The organism is Leptolyngbya sp. UWPOB_LEPTO1, from assembly GCF_017302695.1.
GTDB lineage: Bacteria > Cyanobacteriota > Cyanobacteriia > Leptolyngbyales > Leptolyngbyaceae > Leptolyngbya > Leptolyngbya boryana.
The window spans coordinates 18,095-36,250 of sequence record NZ_JAFLCJ010000012.1 but is presented as its reverse complement, the minus strand read 5'-3'; the positions used below and the strand labels follow the sequence as shown (position 1 = coordinate 36,250).

The following is an 18,156-nucleotide window of genomic DNA, read 5'->3' as shown; positions in this document are numbered from 1 at the left end:
GCTTTGAATCTCGGCTTCACTCGCTTTTAAATCTGACAATAAAAATTGTCCAATTCGGTTCAGACTTTAGTTCGATCTTGCCTTGCAACGATTCAACTAAGCATCTCACTAATGCCAGCCCTAAGCCTGACCCGCCCTGTTTCCAAGGATCAGCATTGGGAACCCGATAAAATCGCTCGAAGATTTTATCGATCGCTTCATCAGGAATCTCAATGCCAGAATTCTCGACTCGAAATTCAATCCAGGGTGCAATCCACTCCGCGCTGACAACAATCTGTTCATTTGGAGGTGTGTATTTGCAGGCGTTATTGATCAATTCAACGAGAACTCTTTCTACAGCAGCTCGATCGCAATTCAATATCGGAAGACTAGGATCAATAATCACATTGAACTCTTGCTGTCGGGTTTCTGTGCGCCGATAAAACGGCTCTAGCAGCGTCGGTAGCCAGGTTTGAAGTTCGATCGATGTGGATTGCAAGGGCTGCTGCCCAGACTCGATTCGCTGCAAATCTAATAAACCATTGACTAAATCTGATTCTCGATTACATTCGTTTTCTAAAATTTGCAGATAATGCTCTTTCTGGGTTTCAGTGCTCGCGATCTTGAGCAATTGAATTGCCATTTTCATATTCGTGAGCGGGGTGCGCAACTCGTGAGAGACTGTGCTCAAAAATTCATCTTTCAGTTCACTGAGTTGATTGAGTTCTTGAATTTGATCGCCCAGATTGAGTTCGATCGCTTTGCGAATGGTGATGTCTTCTAGCGAGACTAAAACACCATCGGTCTGCACACTCAGCGGTTCAACTTGTAAACGAAACCACTTTTGCTGATAAAACTTTTCGACGAAAACAGTATGTGGCTGCTCTAAAACTTGCTGCCACTGCTCCAAACACAGCCATTCTGGAACCAAAATCGCTTCGAGTGCTTGATCAATCTCGACATGGAGCAGCGAAGTCGCGATCTCATTACAAAACCAAACTTGCCCCCTTAAATCGGCTGCAATTAGCCCGATCGCTAAACTATGTGTGATTGCCTGTTGAGTCAATTGTGCTTGTCCCAGTTGGTCGGCTAGCGTCGTGAGTTGAGTAATCTCACGAATAGAAGTCGCTTCGGGAACGGGACGAGTCACAACTGTCGTCTGATAGCGTTGCTGAAGTTGATCAACTTGCTGTCTGAGAGCAGCATTCATGCGCGATCGCTCGATCAAGGCAGTCGCAATGGTACTACTGACCACTAACCCAATCGGTAGCGCAACGGGCAGTAAGTAATTCGCTTGCAGTGCGGTGACACTGCCCCCAATCCAACCCGCGATCGCAAAACCTGCGATCGCCACCTGTATGCCAGTTCGGTAAAAGCTTAAGAGAATGCTAAATCCAACTCCGCCGATCGCAAAAATTAAGAGCGTAATCACCGGATGACGCATCGAGTATACCGGATTGCCTTGCAGAACGTTATCGATCAACGTTGCTTGCAAATGGACTCCACTAGCAAGCGGATAGCGATTGAACGGAGTGGGAACCGCATCCATTCCAGTCGCCGTCATTCCCACGATCACGATTTTGTCTCGGAAAGCTGAATCTGGGACATCGCCTTGGACGACGCTTGCGAAGGAATATTGTTGGATCTGATCAGCGCGTCCTACCCAATTGAGCCAAATCGGGTGACTGAGATCAGGCATCGCGATCGCGGCTTGCATCATCGAATACGACATGACTGTCGCAATCCCAAATGCTAAAGTCCCGTTGATTTGGGGTTGGATGGCTCGGGTCATGCCATCCGTATCTGCCCAGATGCGAATATGACCACTTGCGACGGCTGCATCTCTCAGTTCTGGAATCGGCAAGAGCGGCTGTCCAGATTCATCTTCGGCTTGAGCGAGTACGACTCGCTTCGATTTCAGCATCGCTTGGGCAAAGGCGGCATCATCTGGACTCGACTCTGAAAATAAAAGATCGAACGCGATGATACTCGCATCAGCTTGAGTGAGACGATCGAGCAAATCAGCATAACGGCTTCTTTTCCAAGGAAATTGTCCGAATTGTTTGATGCTTGGCTCATCAATTTTGATTAAAACTAAGCGATCGTCCCATTTTCGTTCTCCTCGCAATTGAAATAGCGTCGAATATCCAATCTGTTCGAGGGGGCTGAGTAGACCGAAATGAAACAAGCTTGCCATCAGAATGGTGGCGATCGCACCTGGAAGAAAACGCCATCTCACCTCATCGGAGCGCCAGTTCATAGGATTGAGTTTTTCCCAATGGAGTAGTCACCGTTACATTGATCCGCAAAAATGAGCGCGCAAAAACTTCAGCGGTCGTAAACTGTCCATTGCGATCGGTCGATTGGGGCTGTCCATCAACGGTGACGACATTGACCGGATCAACTTGACCAACCAGTTGAACCTTACGAAGTCCTCGATCGATCGTTTTCACAAAGTTCGCTTTCAAACTCGGATCATCGCGAAGCGGAACTGCCGTAGAAGGAGGCTCTCCTGGAATCGTGAAATTCTGAAAGCCAGCAGGAACAGAGACTTCTGAGCCTTGTGCTGAAGTCATCACCGCGCCTTCAAGTGTTGCAACCCCAGTCTTGCCGTCGGGCTGTACAACTACGCCAAAGTCTGTTCCTCGAACCCCACTGATACCTGCAGGAGTCCGAATTTCTACTTCGGAGTTGGGACTAGTAAATCGCCGCAACTTGAGGCGAACTTGTCCCCGAGTCACATCTAAATGGGTAATGCGTCCATCATCCGCAGTTCTGTCCATGCGCCGAACTCTCAAATTTGTGTTCTCTAGCATATTAAGCACACCCACTCCCGTATCGAATAGGAGCGAAGCTGCTGATCGAGTGCCGGTCGTAACCCCATCGCCAACGGTTTCTAAGCGATCGCCTACTCTTGCCGCCCTAGTTGCAGACGCACGATTGTAGTTAACGGTTCCTGAAATTTGCTGAATGGCTAACCATCGCTCAACCCGCACATTCACAGGTTGGGCAGTAGCGATGGTTGGAATTAAGAGAGTGGAGAGAATGCAAGGAAAAAGGATGAATTTCATGAAAAAGATTCTTGCATATTTTGTAAATGTCGCCTAGTTTAGTTCAGTTAAAATTACATCTGAAAAGCTTTAGATATGAAATTATTCTTACGCTTGGGAATTGGAGCGAGTGTCATAGCACTATTTTCAATGTTCCGAGTAGAGGCTGCGACTTCACGCTCGATCGATCAAGAAGTAAATTGCGAAGTCGCGATCGTCGGTGGAGGACTAGCGGGAGTGGCAGCGAGCTACGAAGCGTTGAAAGCGGGACGAACAGTCTGCATGACCGAAATTACCGACTGGATCGGCGGACAAGTCTCGTCACAGGGAACGTCAGCTTTAGATGAGAAACCGACTCAGCGATCGCGATTACTTTTTCCACGCGGTTACGCTGAATTTCGCAAGCGCATTTTGGCGGAAAACCAAGGCAAAAATCCAGGTGCCTGTTGGGTGAGCTTGGTGTGCTTTATGCCCAAAGAAGGCGATGAAATTCTACGATCGCTGCTAAAAGAAGCAGAAAAAGAAGGCAAAGGAAAACTCTACTTTTTCCCAAATACCGTTGCAAAATCTCTGAGTATCGAAGGCTCTGAAATTCGATCGATTCGTGCGATTCAACACAGTCCTGCTCCGAATGCTCCGCCTCTCAATACCTATCCTCTGTCTCAAACAATTCTCGATAGCTATACCGAACAAAATTCGCAACTGTTTCAGAAAAAAATCATTCGCTTCGTTCCACCAAAATCGGGTCGCTGGTACGTACTAGATGCGACCGAGACGGGAGAGCTAGTTGCCCTGACGGATGTTCCTTATCGGTTAGGACTGGATGCGCGATCGTATCGCAATCCTTCGTCATCGAGCGAAACGGATTATGCCTACTGCCCCCAGGGCTATACTTACACCTTTGCAATGGAAGCGACGGCAACTCCTCAATCTGTGACGCCTCCTGATTTCTACCCTCGCTATGCCCAGTCTTATAGCTTTAACGATCAGCGCTATGCGGAAGCTCCTGAGCTAGTTTTTACTTATCGTCGAATTCGGAGTGTCGATCCAAAAGCGGGAAGTCGCGTGGTCAATCCGGGTGATATTTCCATGCAGAATTGGAACTGGGGCAATGACTATGCGCCTGGAACGAGTTTAGATAACTATTTGCTGTCGCGTGAGCAATTGCAATCGACTGGACAGCTTGCAGACTGGATGGGCGGGTTTCGGGTCAGTGGATTGCAGGGTGGTGAAGAACAAGCGATCGGCTTTTTTCACTGGTTCCATTCCGGCACAACGGATGCGAAACAACCGATTAAGAAGCCTGTCCCGAATCTGCGTTACTTGACGGGATTGGATTCGCCGATGGGAACTGTGCATGGATTGTCAAAGTATCCTTACATGCGAGAAGCGCGTCGAATTGTTGGACGACCGACTTATGGCTATCCGAATGGTTTTCTCATGGATGAAGTGACGGTATCGCGCAAGGATTTCAGCGATCGCTTTTACACTGAAAATCTTGATCCTGAAACATTTCGGAATTTGTCAGTTTCGATCGCTGGACGACGGGCGATTGCAGTGATTCGAGGACAGATTGATCCGCAAACGGTGAAATCAAGAGGTCGATCGCACATCTATCCTGACAGCGTTGGGATTGGACATTATCCGCTCGATTTTCATCCCTGTATGGTTGAATCCCCACCCGAAAAGCCTGGAAATCAGGAGCGTCCGGGAGAGCGACAAGGTGCAGGTGAAACGTTTCCATTTCAGATTCCACTCCGAGCGATGATTCCCCAGAAGATCGATAATTTGATTGTGGCTGGGAAAAGCATTGCGATGAGTCATATCGCGGCATCGGCGTATCGAGTGCATTCGATCGAATGGTCTGCGGGTGCGGCAGCGGGAACGACGGCCACATTCTCACTCGAAACGGGAATTGCTCCGTATCAATTGGTGGAGAATCTGCCCAATCCAAGTCCGAACTTGGAGAAATTGCAAAAGCGACTGAATGAGAATAACAATCCGACTGCTTTTCCGGGTACGACAATTCTGAATACCAATTGGCAGAACTGGAAGTAGGGAGGTTGAAAATGTGCGATCGCACTGAGAGATTCAGCGATCGTGCATTTTCACAAATCCTTCAACTCGGAAAGCCGATCGATAAAATTCACTTGCATTTCAGCGATCGAACTCCGAATAATTTCTCTGCTATAGTTCAGGAATACCGTCGCATTCTGGACAGGCTCATGGTACATCCTGCATTCATTGAGATTACCGACGAAGAACTGATGCAAATGAGTTCCAAAAATCCTGAACTGCGATTCGAGCGGAATGCAGACGGGAGTGTGGTGACAATGCCTCCAATGGGCGGACTTTCAGGAAATCGAGAAGCAAAAGCTGGTGCGTATCTTTTAGTTTATGTTGAGCGAAATGATTTAGGTGAAGTTTTTGGGCCGACGACTGGCTTTCGCTTATCAAACACTGCGGTAAGATCTCCCGATGCTGCGTTTGTTGCAAAAGATCGATTGCCCCAAAATTGGCGACAACAAGAAGATCAATTTATTGCTGTCGCACCTGATTTTGTGATTGAGATTCGATCGATAAGCGATTCACTCACAGAATTAAAAGCAAAAATGCAGGAATATATCGAAAACGGCGTGCGCTTAGGTTGGCTGATCGATTGTAAAAACAAAACGGCTTTTGTCTATCGTGCAGATGGTTCGGTGACACAATACCCCGAATCAGCAACCTTGAGTGGAGAAGATGTCGTCCCAGGATTTACTTTGGCATTTCAGGTTTTTCTGTAAAACGTCGATCGCTTTATCGATCGCAGAATTAAGACAACGTTGAAAAGGTTCTCTTTACTCTACTCATGGTTGCCACTTCATCGACTTCTCAACCCAGACCCGCAAAAGTCATTCATCATCTGACCTGGAAGCAGTTTGAGGAACTCGATCGCTCTCTCGAAGATATTGCTGGTATCAAATTGATTTATCTGGATGGAACTGTTGAGGTTATGCCTGTTAGTGAAGAACACGAAGACTTTAAGGTGCTGTTTCGACGACTGTTAGAAACTTACTTTGAAGTCTTTGGGATTCGCTTTTATGGTCGGGGCAGCGCGACGATGGGCACAGAAGCGATCAAAGCCAGAAATGAGCCAGATGAAGCTTATAACTTGGAATATAAGAAGCCCCAACCTGATTTAGTGGTTGAAATCACCGTAACAAGTGGAGGTGTGAATAAGCTAGAAGTTTATCGTCGATTGGGAGTCTCGGAAGTTTGGTTTTGGGAAGATGGAACGCTTGAAATCTATCACCTTCGCGATCGTTATGAAAAAATAACGCAGAGCCAACTTTTGCCAGATTTCCCGATTGAGCTTTTCTGCCGCTACATGACTTACTATGACCAGTATGATGCTGTTCGGGAATTTCGAGCGGCACTGAAGCGCTAAAAAACTTCGTCTGACTCCAACCATTTTGGATCGCTGATTGCTCGATCGAACTCTGCCTTACTGCCAAATCCAAGTGCTTCTGCTCGTGCAAAATTTGCAAGCTCCTCTTCATCCGTATCAGCAGGCTCCCAAATCGCGTCGATCATCCATTCCAGCCAGCTAGCAGGAGGTTTCCACTGGCGAAAGTATTCAATCTTCTCAGCTTCAGAGTAATCTTTTTCTTCCCACCAGTCTGACCACACCTCGATATGTGCTTCTCCACCGCCCATTCGCCAACAGAGGCTATACGGATGCTCGTTGAAGACAACCCAAGGAGGCGGAACGGTTCCGTACTCTGATTCAAGCTTGCGGATTGCTTCTAATTGCCATGCTTCCATAAACTTCTGAACCCGATTTTTACAAATTTGGATGAGAATAGATTGTAGATGCCGTTGGTCTAATTTGCTTTGAGTCAAGCCTCTCCTAAATCGCGTCCGAATCCTCAAGAAACCCACCTCAATCGAGCGCGGGCAAGTTTGCGTCAGGCGCTCACGAATTATTCCCAGTTTTTACGATCGACCAAAAATCCCGCTCTCCAAACCGCGCTCAAGGCTGAACTTGAGACAATTTCGACGAATTTAAGTAAGCTTGATCGCTTTGTGCTGAGAATTGCTGTGTTTGGCTTAGTCAGTCGCGGTAAATCGGCGATTTTGAACGCGCTGATTGGCGAGAAAATTTTTGAAACGGGTCCGTTGAATGGAGTCACGCAACAGCCGAGGCTGGTCACCTGGTCGCCAAGCGGCGGATTTGTGGCGGAAGATCAAGCGATCGTGCCGGAGTCTTCCAGCAAGATTCAGATTGAATTGATTGATACGCCAGGATTAGATGAGATTGATGGACAGGCGCGAGCCGACATGGCGCAGACAGTGGCTCGGCAGGCGGATTTAATTTTATTTGTAATTTCTGGCGATATCACTCGGACAGAATACAAGGCGCTTTGTGATTTGCGGCAGGCTCAAAAGCCATTGATTTTAGTATTTAACAAAGTCGATCTGTATCCGGATCAATCACGAGAAGAGATCTATCGAAATTTGCAAAATTTAGGCATTCGCAGCAATAGTAGCGATCGCTTAGAGCATCTGTTGACTTCTGATGAAATTGTCATGGTTGCGGCTGAACCTGCGCCGTTACAAATGCGGGTGGAATATCCAGACGGTCGGGTCAGCTACGAGTGGGAATCGCCCCCGCCGCAGATTGAAGAATTAAAAGCCAAGATTTTAACGATTCTGAATCGAGAAGGTCGATCGCTGTTAGCTTTGAATGCTTTGACTCAGGCGAGAACCGCTGAAACTGAGATTGCAACGAAAGTCATGGAGTTGCGAGACGTGGAAGCGGAGGCTTTGATTTGGAAGTTTACGCGCTATAAAGCGATCGCGATTGCGTTGAACCCGATCGCATTTCTTGATCTGATCGGTGGAGTGGCATCCGATCTGGCTATGATTCAAGCGTTGGCGAATTTGTATGGATTGCCGATGACGCGCCATGAAGCAGGGAAACTGCTAAACACGATTTGGGTGAGTTCAGGAAGTTTGCTGCTCGGTGAAATTGGTAGTGGAATTTTACTAGGAATGGGAAAAAGTGCAGCGGCTTTGGCAACTGGAGTCGATGGCAGTGCTGGCTTTTCGGCTTTGGCGGGAACTGCGATCGTGCAGGCTGGCATTGCTGGATATGGCTCGTATTCTGTGGGACGAGCGGCGCAGATTTATTTAGAAAATGGCTGTACTTGGGGAGCGCAGGGAGCAAATACTGTGATTCGAGAAATTCTCGATCAGGTAGATGCGAAGACGATTATTTATCGATTGCGTCAGGAATTGCTTTAGCTCGAACACTGAGGCGAATAGGTTAAGAATTGGCTGTTGTGATTTGAGAAATTCTGAATCAATCGGCTTTGTTGGATGAATAGCCAAAGCAACAAAAGTCGATCGCTTCTAAGCGCATTTCAAGGCTGAATCTGGAATTCATTCGCGGTTGATTCTACGATCGTAGTCCCATCTTCCTTCAGTGCTTGCACTTTCCACTGTAACCGCTGCTGTATTTTCTCCTTCAACCAAGGTGGAGCAGTATAGCTCATTTGATTTGCTCCTAGCAGAGCAGAGAGTACCACAACCTCACCCTGTCTAACCTCTAGCTTGTAACTATATGCTCCATCCACTCCCTGCCATTTAAATTGAATTGATTGTTGAACCGATAGTCTCGCTCCATCGTTTGGCTGTACTAAGTTCAATGGGCGCTTATCGTTGGTTACGAAGTAGCGGAGCACTGGCAGGGGAAATCCAGCAACTCCGCCAGAATTTACAACTCCAATCCCCGTATCTGAATTGCCTTCACGATCGTCTGTCGCCTCAATTCTCAGCAAAATGAAATGCAGCCCGGTGGAACCTTTGGGTAAGGTATTTGGACTAGGCCCTGGGATAAACACTCGTCCTGTGGGTGGAACAAACACATCAAAGCGCTGAAGGGTCGTATAGCGACGTTGCAAGGGACGTTCTTCGATCGGCAGCGTTGCTTCGGTAAGCCGATCTCGCTCACTCGGCAGAGGATCACCTGGTAGCACAACTTCCCAGCGTCCTTTTAGTCGTCCAGTGCCGTTGTAGGAGATTTCAGCCCCAAATCGGGGCAAAGTTTCTCCAGTCGCGATCGCTGGCACTGGCTGACCATCTTCAAATGCTAAGCGCACCTCAGTTAGCGCGAGCGGAACCCGTGCCCCGCCTCCTGCAAGTCGGCAAGTGACAGCAACAAATTCATCCGGAGCGCCCGTCCTGCTCACAAACCGTCGGACATAGAAAAACTGCGACGAATTCCCTCGAATCGCGTCTTGATAGGCTCGTCGAGCGACCGAAGGCGGAATGGTCATGATATCGGTATAGTTGTTCGATCCGCTGAGTCGGGAGCGATTACTACGGGCTGGAAGCTGACCGAAGATTGTCCCAGGCACACAAGATTGATCGGCATTAATCGCACCGCACCACAGCCCTTCCGCCGGAGTTTGATTGTTTAGCCCCACAAACGTGAGAAACACCGTGGTTGCTCCGAAGGTACGAACATTCACCCCTTTCGGGCTGACAATCACGGCTTCGGCAGTGGGCATCCTCATCAACAATCCAAAGATAGCTGAACCCATGAATATGCTCAATAATTTCAGTTTTAGTTTCATTACCTCTCCACTGATTCCATTGTTAAAAACTAAAATTTAAGCCTGCACTGACCGTCTGAATCGTGGCATTCGTATCCACATTGAATAGAGGGTCATGTGCGATCGTAGATTGTGTCCCATAACGGATAAATGCACTTGCTGGAATCTCTCGACCCAAGCTATGCATCTGAAATTGCCAAGTGAGTAAGGCTTCCAAATTCGTGGCGCGTGTGATTTTTTGATTCAGCGAATCTGTCTCATCGGTACGGTTGTAATTGAATGCGAGCGTTAAATTCGGAAACATCACCCAACTGATACTAAGCGTTGGGCTACTCGTAAAGCGAGTAATGCCTTGCTCAAAGCTTTTTGCGCTTGTGAAATTGTAGCCCAAGGCAAGATTCAATCGTGGATTCACTTGCCAAGCGATCGAGACTTGGTGATTCATCGTGCTAAAGTCTGCCAACTCTCGCGTAGGTTGGCGATTGTCTTGAAAAGTATTCGAGTATTGATAGCTAAGGCTGAAATTGTCGATCGACCAAGCTGTCCCAAATTTATGGCTTGTGGTGAGTTGATCAGGAATTTCTGAGGGATCAAACCCAGATAGAGCCTCAACTGGCTGATTTGCTCCAAACTGATGAGTGCGTTGAAAGCTGTAAGTTAAGGTTGGTAATAACTTATTGCTGCTGTTTAAGATCGTTTGTAAGGGCGCATTGATAGTTAGAGAACGGTTTTGAGTTTTGGTTTTTAGAATAGTCGCGATATTTGCTAGATTGTCTTCGGACTGATCGGTTTGAAATTGAATGGTGGCTCCTGCGATCGCAGCATTGACCCCGAAGCGAGTTCGGAGTTGATCAACCGTCACACTTGCTCCGACTGTGCCAAACTGTGGATCAAGCCGCTCATGCCGAAAGTTAAATGACAAATCTAGGGTGCGAGTGGCATCCAGTTTGACATTTTTGAGCAAATCATAGCTTGTCTCAACAAACCAAGCACTGCGGGTCACAGGCTGCACTCTCGCCACAGTTAGATTATCAACCAATTGTGGATCAGCCGTCGGATTTGTAAAGCGACTGCGGACATAGCCTGCATCAAGTTTCAACCGACCAGAGGGATCTGTGCCAAACAACCGCACCCCGAATCCTTGGCTTTTTTCTGCATCGACTACTTCACCAACATTAAAGTTCTCAATCGGTTGACGAGACCCCCGCATAAAGGTCGTTTCTAATCGAACTCCGCCTGCGGGATTATCGAGCAGTTGCATACCGAGCGTTGCGGCTGTCAGGGTATTGTTTTGGTGCTCTATGCCTAAGAAATTGTCAAAGCCCACTACACTCGTGGTGCTGATATGAGCGATCGACAAATTGACCCGCTTACTGATTTGAATCTTACTGCTTAAGCCACGCGAGCAGAGATTGTCTAAGAGAAAGGGATGATTTCCATAACATTGATGTCCAACAGAAACCTGTGCATTTCCCACTTTCACATCGAGCAAGTAATCACTCAAATCGATTTGGGGTGCAGCTTCTTTTAAGGTGTTAAAGCGCAATGCCTCTTGCAGATTGGTGCTACCTGCGAGATTAAAGTTCGCTTGAACATTAAAGTTATCTCTCTGATACTGAGCGGCGAATCCACCTGTCAACGCCAAATCAGCAAAAGTTGGACGCTCCGATCTGCCTGCATCCGGCGTGCGGGCTTCAGCGACTTGAGATTTGAAGTTGACGTTCAGCTTCGGAGTGAATTTGAGATCTTCGGCGCGGGTAGTAGTAGGCTTTGGAGTCTCAGATGTGGGTTGTTCTGGAGTTTTTGGTGTTTCAGGCGATGAATTGGCGGGGCGGGATGGATCGGAATTCGGTGTTACAGGTTGCGGGGTAGAAGATGATTGATTCGACGATTGAGGCGTTTGTGCTGTGGTTGGATCTACTTTGAGTACAAAAGTCTCTAAAACGATCCACTGTTCTGCACTCTTAACCATATAGACAGTGAGAGTGTGCTCACCAGGTGTGAGGGGCAATAATCGCGATCGATAAACCAGCTCATTGCCCGTAATGGCAACTTGAGATGTGACATCAACTTGATTTAGAAAAACGGACAGTGTACCTTCGTTTGTTGTAGGAAGATGAGCTAGCTTGAGCCGTATTTCTTCAGTTGAACGGACTGTAAGTACAGTTGGCTTGCTAGAAAATTGTTCAGGTTTGAGTGGTTGGGAAAGTCGTTTCAGGGGAGATGAAGGTTGAGGAGAGGCTTGTGAGTTCATCTGTGTTATTAAGTTGGGCACGGATTGAACTTCTGAGTTTGCAAAACAGGCTGGAATTCCCCAACTCAACCACACCAAAAATCCGATGCTCCCATTGATGAGCCATCGCATAGTTCACCTCTAAGGTGTTGATTGGGTTGTACTGAAAGATTGTCCGAGTCGATCAAGCGAATTGTTGTTCGTTGCCCTTTGCGCCTAATCGACCTAGGAATGATTGAAATAAAAACGCGCGGTCAATGTGCATGATTGTGTTTCCTGCGTTGTGTAACGTGTGTCAAGCATTTAAGCTTGTGATGAGTTACACGATGGAAAGTCAGAACATATGCAAGGAGACTGATTTTTTTTTGAAAAAACCGAAAGTTTGTCAGGATCGCATCCGCATGATCGAGATTGCCAAACCTGATAGCTATCGAGTTGAATCGTAATCTCGGCTTCCTTCACCCCCGAAATAGTCGCTTTTGCTATTCATGCACCAACGCCGAATCAATCTATAAAATTGGCGCAAACAGTCGTGCAATCCGTGCAACCAACTTCAGCCATAGGGATTGTTGCTGATAATCCGAAGGGGTGACTAAATAACAAAGCTGTAAATCATCCTGCAACATTGCTTCAACTGCTTCCACAAATGCCTGATGAATTACAAATAACGTCACTTCAAAATTCAATTGAAACGATCGATTATCTAAATTCACAGTTCCGACTCCCGCGATCGCATCATCAATCAAAATTACTTTTTGATGCATAAATCCAGGCTGATAGCGGTAAATTCTCACGCCAGCCGTCTGCATTTCCATATAGTAAGAAAATGCACAAAAGTAGACCATGTAATGATCAGGACGATTAGGCAGTAAGATTCGCACATCGACTCCCCGAATGGCTGCAAGTTTGAGAGCCGTCGCGATCGAATCATCCGGCACAAAGTAAGGACTTGCAATCCAGAGCCGTTGCTTTGCTTGATTAATGGCATTGACAAAAAACAACGTACAAGCCGGAACCTGATCAGCCGGTCCTGTGGGCAAAACCAATGCCACTTGATCAAATTCTGGTTTTGGATCAACATTCCACTGAACTTGCGGAAGCTTGCGAGTTGCCCAAAACCAATCGCCTAAGAAGCTGCCTTGTAAGCATTTCACAGAGGTTCCTTGCACTCTCACATGCGTATCTCGCCAAGGACTCAGCGGCGGTTTATATCCTAAATATTCATCTGCAATATTCAGTCCACCCACAAACCCGATCGCACCATCCACAATCAAAATTTTGCGATGATTTCTAAAGTTGATTTGCCAGCGATTTCCGCGTCCTTTCGTACTCTTAAATGTATTAACTCGAACGCCTGCTTGCCGCAGCGATCGCAGATACGATCGTGCTAATCCTCGCGTGCCAATTCCGTCATAAAGCAAGTAAACTCGCACACCTTGCATTGATTTATGAATCAACGCTTTACAGAATTCATTCCCAATCTGATCATCGTCTAAGGTATAAGTTTGAATCAGGATATAGTCTGTTGCATTTTGTATTGCCGTTAGCATTGCTGTAAATGTTTCTTTCCCATTCACCAGCAATTCAGCAAAATTCCCCGTTGTAAATGGAATGGTGGTTAATGAGTCTGCTAGCTCTTGCAAAGGAGAAAACTCTGGAGGTAATTCTGCTTTGCATTCTAGAATTTCTTGATAGGCTTCTTTCGCCTGAGCATTATGCTCAATGTATGCCGCTTGCAACGCCTCTGCATAACCATAAAACCGATTCCGTCCCAAAATCCAATACAACGGAATCGCAAGCCACGGAATCGTCAGCAGTGAGATGCTCCAAGCGACTGCCCCGCGCGACGATCGTACATTCATCACCGCATGAGCCGCATTCACAATTCCCAATAGGTGTACGACGATCGTGAGAATGCTAAAAATCTGAACCGAACTGCCAACGCCCAGCATAGATTTTGGTTTACAAATGGAACTCGACCAGCATCGGCTTATGATCAGACGACTGAATCTGATCGAGCACCCGCGCCTGTAAATAATTCTGATGCAGCCCTCGGTAGAAAATGTGATCTAACGGAGGAGACATCAAAAATCGTTTGATGTTTTGTGTATCTGCTTCTGAAAATTTCGCTCGTGATAGCCCTAGCCTGCGCGTCATCTTATCTAATAATTGCCAGCGCGATCGATTCCATGTATTAAAATCGCCTGAAAAGATGATCGCTCCATCGTGAGCTGCGATCGCAGTTTCTAATTCAACTAATTGCGTTTTGAATTTATCTAGCTCAACAAAATTAATTAAGTGCGAATTGATCGTCAGTAGGGTTCCTTGTGCAAAAGGGTGCTCAGTCACTAAGGACACTTTAGGCGTATTAGAAACGGGTTCAGCATGTTCTGTGAGTACTGCCTTACGAGTCACACAAGAAGCACGAGAAGCTGTCAAAACGCCTGCATAGATGTTTCGATACGTATCAATAAAATTCGGTGCAAAGCTCCAGCCGAGTTCAGCGAGTTCAAAATGCTTGAGTTCGGTGCAAAGCTGAACTTCTTGAAGAAAAATCAGATCCGGCTGATAGCGATCGACGATCCAATCAAAATCTTTTTGCCAACTGCGATCGTGATTATTTTTCGCAATATTCCAATTCAACACCCGAATGGCTTTCTCATTGAGCGGAGAGGGCTGGTGCGGTCGATGCAGAATCGTTTCGTCCGTCGGAATAAATCGGTAAGGCGGAAGTAGCGTTTTGAAGGGAGTTGTAAATATTTCAGAACCTAACTTCGCCATGATTTGATTCCAGATGCAACCATTTGAACCCTATCTTAAGATACTTTTCAAACGATCGTGGTTTTCTGCATCACTAGACCTCCAAGCTTACGGGAAACTCGGAGGTCTAGACGATTTGGCTAGCACGCCTTACCGTACCATCACTTGCACATTGGCATTTTGTAATCCAGGACGCTTCACCTGATTCAACGTTTGCTGCACTGCGTACTTCTGATTCACTGAAGTCATCAATTCTGCAAGGTTATGCTTTCTGGCGACACCCCAGAGATCTGCCACAATGCTAAACGTTCCATCTTCATTATGAATCCAACCGATATCGTAGCTGCCATCCAAGACTGCAACGATGTCTGCATGAACACGCTGACATCCCATGCCTCGGACTTCTGCATTTGTTTCAACTGTGAAACCCAAATCGCGCAAAGAAGACTTGAGCAATTCTGCATCCGTAATCTTGCTGCGGAGTGTACTAAAGTGCGACATAGCTATATACCTTGCTTTAAATGAGTAATTGCATCTACGGTAGCAAGCACCCTTAGCTGCGACCGTCTATCCAAAGGCTGCATTTCTCATCTTAGGTCAGGCTTTCCGTAGAAAATGAGTAGTTAAATTGAGTTATGTAACAATTTCAATTACAGTTTCCATAAGATTCAAAGCGCATTTTGGAGAAAAAAATGACTGTTGCCCCTTCTCAGCGATCGCTCATTTCAACGATTCTGCAATCTGACCTCAGCCCAAATCCAATCTTCCAAGCAGCTTGGCTTGTAGTTCGCGTTGTGGTTGGGTCATTAATGATTCACAACGGGTTTAGTAAATTAGCCGATGTGCCAGGCTTTATTGAACATGTGATTAATGTGATTGGATTACCGTTTCCAACCTTTTTTACTTACTTAGCGGCTTATACCGAAATCGTCGCTTCTATTTTCTTAATCGCTGGGTTGCTGACTCGATTCAGCGCATTGTCTCTACTCTTCACCATGCTGATCGCGGTTTACTTTCACCTGAAGGATAGCGGGTTTCAGATTCCCCCGTTAGAAACGGCTTCGGTTTATTCGCTTTGCTATCTGGCTCTAGCAGCAGGGGGAGGTGGAAATCTCTCGATCGACCATTTCTTAGTAAAAATCTTTAACAAGCAGTAATACTGTAAAAAATCACAAAATAATGGTCTAGATCATATGATCTAGACCATTGCTTTCGTAGTCAAAACTTTATTCCTCTTCTGTTTCTTGCTCAACGCATTCTGGTTGATCGGTTTCGTTTTGTGCAGCAATCTCTTCGAGTGCTTTCTGAATCCACAATCTTGATAAATCAACCAAGCTAATGCTGTCTGGCACAGTGGTCATTTTGTTAATCCTCCTTATCTATCTAAGAGCGTAGCGAACCACGCCTGAAGTTTCATCAAAAGACTGATTTATTGAAATATTTGTTTACAATTCACAATTCTTTGCAAGCTGCCCGCGCTGCCGTGAGTGGTAGCGCGGGCAATTTAAGGCTAATTTAAGGCGCGTTCGGTCAATTTCGTGAGCACCTGGTTCGATCGCTCAACAAAGGCTTTCATCCCATCGGCATCAAAGCCTTTCTGCGCCATCAGGGCTAAGTCATACACATGATGACAAATCATATCGGCAAGCTCAGCCGACGGAGAAGCAGCAGATCCGGTAACAATTGCGCCTTGACTCAAATTCATTAAGTTTTGAATCATTGGATGCGCTGTATTGACGAGCAGAATATGCTCTTCTGGAAACTGCATTGCTTGTTGCTGCAAGAGTGCATTCATTTCTTGCATTCTGCGCAGTTGTTCGGGCAGTAAGACGATCGCCGGAGGTGCCGCATTATCGCCTTTGAGTGCCTCGGTGCGAATCGTCAATTTTGGCTTGCCTAATGCCTTGAGGAAGAGGTCTTTGATCTGTTCTCCCCGTGTCTGATTGGTATTGGGGTCAACGATGTCTTCTGCTTTGTCTTTGTCGATCAGTGTGTCATCGAGTTCGGCATCGACTCGTGAGAACTTGATATGGGAGTACTCTCGTTCTAAGAAGCTGACAAAGTGGCTGTCGATGAATGAATCCATGAACAACACTTCTAAACCTTGGCTCGTATGCAACTGCACATACGTTGCTTGAGTCACTTCATCGGTGCAGTAGAAGACTCGATTCTCATGACGCTCTTTGTTGCGTTCCAGGTATTCTTGCAAGGTGGTGTAAGTCTTGCCGTCGATCGTATTACTTGCCTCTTGCCAGACATCGCCTTCTGAAGTTTCGACTTCAACTTTCGGCTTGCTCAAATCCGCAGTCGTGCGATAGATCAAAATGTCTTCGACTTGCTTTTTGAACTTGTCATCGTTCAGCGAGCCGAATTTTACGAAGGTTCCGAGGTCTTGCCAGCTTCGGATATAAGCTTCTCGATCGTCTCGGTAGAGTTCTTTTAAGCGATCGCCGACTTTCTTCGCGATGTAATCTGCAATCCGGCGGACGGTGCGATCGCTTTGCAAAAAGCTCCGCGAAACGTTCAATGGAATATCAACGCTATCGATCACCCCTTGCAGTGGGAGTAAGAATCGTGGGACAACTTCTTCGCAGTTGTCGCTGACGAAAACTTGATTGCAGAAGAGTTTGATCTGCCCCTTGCTGACATCAACATCGGGCTTGAGTTTAGGGAAGTAAAGAATGCCATTGACGACAAAGGGATAATCCGTATTCAAATGCACCCACAACAGCGGCTCATCTTGGAACGGATAGAGGTAGCGATAAAACTCTAGATAATCTTCCTTGGTGAGATTGCTAGGTGACTCTTTCCAAGGTGCTTTTTGGCGGTTAATTTGCTCTGGCGCAGTTGCTTCCTGTCCTTCAGATGCTAGGGTTTCTAGCTTAATCGGGAAGGGCAAGAAATCGCAGTACGTCTTGATCAGTTGGCGAATTCTGTAAGGCTCTAAATATTCTAGTTCTTCTTCTTGGAGGTGAAGTTTTACCGTTGTCCCACGAGTCGATCGCTCAGATGCCGACAATTTGAACTCAGTCGAACCATCACAGATCCAATTGACCGCTTGTGACCCTTCTTTGTAAGACAGGGTATCAATTTCAACCTGCTTCGCCACCATGAAGGACGAATAGAATCCCAATCCAAAGTGACCAATGATTTGCTGATCGCTGCTTGCCTGATACTTTTGCACAAACTCTTCTGCGCTAGAGAATGCGACTTGGTTGATATATTTTTTAATCTCGTCAGCCGTCATCCCAATTCCGGTATCCGAGATGGCGAGGGTTTTGTTTGCTTTGTCGATCGTAATGACAATTTCCGACTCGCCTAGTTCGCCTGAAAACTCACCAGAGCGAGACACCATGCTCAGTTTTTGCAGTGCATCGACCGCGTTTGAAACCAGTTCACGCAAGAAGATCTCATGGTCTGAATACAGCCATTTTTTGATAATCGGGAAAATATTCTCAGTATGAATTGAGATATTCCCCTGCTCTAGGATGGTGGTCATAGGCTTAAGGAGAAATTCTGTTTATAGGCAACG

General features: G+C 46.6%; 15 protein-coding genes. 5 read left to right on the top strand and 10 right to left on the bottom strand.

The window, feature by feature from the left end; genetic code table 11:
* Window positions 1-16: 16 nt before the first annotated feature.
* Window positions 17-2,239, bottom strand: a complete 2,223-nt coding sequence (locus J0L70_RS18170) for a CHASE2 domain-containing protein (RefSeq protein ID WP_287455443.1) — start codon at window positions 2,237-2,239, stop codon at window positions 17-19.
* The gene (locus J0L70_RS18165; protein ID WP_287455442.1) at window positions 2,220-3,050 is read right to left on the bottom strand and encodes a FecR family protein; all 831 of its coding nucleotides are present in this window, start codon (window positions 3,048-3,050) and stop codon (window positions 2,220-2,222) included. The genes J0L70_RS18170 and J0L70_RS18165 overlap by 20 nt, the downstream gene beginning before the upstream one ends.
* Window positions 3,051-3,125: 75 nt before the next feature.
* On the opposite strand from J0L70_RS18165, the gene J0L70_RS18160 reads away from it, so the two are divergent.
* The 3 genes from J0L70_RS18160 to J0L70_RS18150 all read left to right on the top strand — a co-directional run bounded on the left by J0L70_RS18160 (window position 3,126) and on the right by J0L70_RS18150 (window position 6,459).
* Window positions 3,126-5,087 carry an FAD-dependent oxidoreductase gene (locus J0L70_RS18160; RefSeq protein ID WP_287455441.1) on the top strand — a complete coding sequence of 654 codons (1,962 nt, stop codon included), beginning with the start codon at window positions 3,126-3,128 and terminating at the stop codon, window positions 5,085-5,087.
* 11 nt (window positions 5,088-5,098) lie between these two features.
* Window positions 5,099-5,815, top strand: a complete 717-nt coding sequence (locus tag J0L70_RS18155) for a Uma2 family endonuclease (RefSeq protein ID WP_287455440.1) — start codon at window positions 5,099-5,101, stop codon at window positions 5,813-5,815.
* Between the two features lie 65 nt (window positions 5,816-5,880).
* Complete coding sequence (locus tag J0L70_RS18150; protein ID WP_017288225.1) at window positions 5,881-6,459, top strand: Uma2 family endonuclease; 579 nt, start codon at window positions 5,881-5,883, stop codon at window positions 6,457-6,459.
* Here J0L70_RS18150 and J0L70_RS18145 read toward each other — a convergent pair.
* Window positions 6,456-6,836, bottom strand: a complete 381-nt coding sequence (locus tag J0L70_RS18145; protein ID WP_287455439.1) for a hypothetical protein — start codon at window positions 6,834-6,836, stop codon at window positions 6,456-6,458. The genes J0L70_RS18150 and J0L70_RS18145 overlap by 4 nt on opposite strands.
* 69 nt (window positions 6,837-6,905) lie before the next feature.
* On the opposite strand from J0L70_RS18145, the gene J0L70_RS18140 reads away from it, so the two are divergent.
* Window positions 6,906-8,318 (top strand): GTP-binding protein, encoded by a 1,413-nt coding sequence (locus tag J0L70_RS18140; RefSeq protein WP_287455438.1) that lies wholly within the window; start codon window positions 6,906-6,908, stop codon window positions 8,316-8,318.
* A 119-nt stretch (window positions 8,319-8,437) separates the two neighbouring features.
* Here J0L70_RS18140 and J0L70_RS18135 read toward each other — a convergent pair whose 3' ends face one another.
* The 5 genes from J0L70_RS18135 to J0L70_RS18115 all read right to left on the bottom strand — a co-directional run bounded on the left by J0L70_RS18135 (window position 8,438) and on the right by J0L70_RS18115 (window position 15,125).
* The gene (locus J0L70_RS18135) at window positions 8,438-9,619 is read right to left on the bottom strand and encodes a hypothetical protein (protein WP_287455437.1); all 1,182 of its coding nucleotides are present in this window, start codon (window positions 9,617-9,619) and stop codon (window positions 8,438-8,440) included.
* Between the two features lie 55 nt (window positions 9,620-9,674).
* The gene (locus tag J0L70_RS18130) at window positions 9,675-11,996 is read right to left on the bottom strand and encodes a hypothetical protein (RefSeq protein ID WP_287455436.1); all 2,322 of its coding nucleotides are present in this window, start codon (window positions 11,994-11,996) and stop codon (window positions 9,675-9,677) included.
* Between the two features lie 377 nt (window positions 11,997-12,373).
* On the bottom strand, window positions 12,374-13,816 hold the full coding sequence (cls, locus tag J0L70_RS18125) for a cardiolipin synthase (protein ID WP_268184667.1): 1,443 nt from the start codon (window positions 13,814-13,816) through the stop codon (window positions 12,374-12,376).
* A 10-nt stretch (window positions 13,817-13,826) separates the two neighbouring features.
* The gene (locus J0L70_RS18120) at window positions 13,827-14,645 is read right to left on the bottom strand and encodes an endonuclease/exonuclease/phosphatase family protein (RefSeq protein WP_287455435.1); all 819 of its coding nucleotides are present in this window, start codon (window positions 14,643-14,645) and stop codon (window positions 13,827-13,829) included.
* A 129-nt stretch (window positions 14,646-14,774) separates the two neighbouring features.
* Window positions 14,775-15,125 carry a DUF1257 domain-containing protein gene (locus tag J0L70_RS18115; protein WP_017288233.1) on the bottom strand — a complete coding sequence of 117 codons (351 nt, stop codon included), beginning with the start codon at window positions 15,123-15,125 and terminating at the stop codon, window positions 14,775-14,777.
* 191 nt (window positions 15,126-15,316) lie between these two features.
* Here J0L70_RS18115 and J0L70_RS18110 point away from each other — a divergent pair, with 191 nt between their 5' ends.
* Window positions 15,317-15,781: a DoxX family protein gene (locus tag J0L70_RS18110; RefSeq protein WP_017288234.1), complete on the top strand. Its 465-nt coding sequence runs from the start codon at window positions 15,317-15,319 to the stop codon at window positions 15,779-15,781.
* Window positions 15,782-15,850: 69 nt separating this feature from the next.
* Here the strand turns inward: J0L70_RS18110 and J0L70_RS18105 are convergent, their stop codons facing one another.
* On the bottom strand, window positions 15,851-15,985 hold the full coding sequence (locus J0L70_RS18105) for a hypothetical protein (protein ID WP_017288235.1): 135 nt from the start codon (window positions 15,983-15,985) through the stop codon (window positions 15,851-15,853).
* Between the two features lie 149 nt (window positions 15,986-16,134).
* Window positions 16,135-18,123, bottom strand: a complete 1,989-nt coding sequence (gene htpG, locus J0L70_RS18100) for a molecular chaperone HtpG (RefSeq protein WP_190652878.1) — start codon at window positions 18,121-18,123, stop codon at window positions 16,135-16,137.
* Window positions 18,124-18,156 lie beyond the last annotated feature (33 nt).